We start from the raw sequence: 677 nt of genomic DNA on the forward strand, positions 1-677 counted from the left end.
TCCTCCTAGTAATTATTCTTTTCAACAAACTCAACAACTCGATCAACATACTGGGCACATAGCTCATCCGTCTTGGCTTCCACCATTACTCGAATCAACGGTTCCGTTCCACTAGGTCTTACTAAGATCCTACCTTCATCGCCAAGTTCTTTGGCAACATCATCAACCACTTCTTTGAGTGCCTTGTCATTCAAGGCCCTGGTCTTATCATTTACCTTTACATTCTTCAACAACTGCGGATAGATGAACAACCCTTCGCTTAATTCCTTGACTGACTTTCCTGTATTCTTCATGATCTCCAGCAGTTTCAAAGCTGTCAACAGACCATCTCCAGTGACTGCATGTTCATAGAATATGATATGTCCGCTCTGTTCTCCACCAAGGTAGTAGTCATTTTTCTGCATCTCTTCAAAGACATATTTATCTCCTACATCCGTCTTGATATAGTCGATCTTATTGGCATCCAAGGCTTTATATAATCCTAGATTTGCCATGACCGTTGTCACACACATGTTCTTGTTCAATGTGTTCTTTTCTTTCATATATTTTGAGCAGATATACAGGATATAGTCACCATCCACTAGATTTCCATCCGGATCCACTGCGATCAATCGATCGGCATCCCCATCAAATGCCAGTCCCAGATCAAAATCGTTCTCACGCATCATGCGCTGTAA

General features: G+C 41.7%; 1 protein-coding gene. It reads right to left on the reverse strand.

What is annotated here, in order from left to right:
• Positions 1-5 precede the first annotated feature (5 nt).
• A partial coding sequence (locus tag HMPREF0367_RS05435; protein WP_035401997.1) for a phosphoglucosamine mutase occupies positions 6-677 on the reverse strand: 672 nt, incomplete at its 5' end.

This window comes from Faecalitalea cylindroides ATCC 27803 (assembly GCF_000469305.1).
GTDB classification, from domain to species: Bacteria; Bacillota_I; Bacilli_A; order Erysipelotrichales; family Erysipelotrichaceae; genus Faecalitalea; species Faecalitalea cylindroides.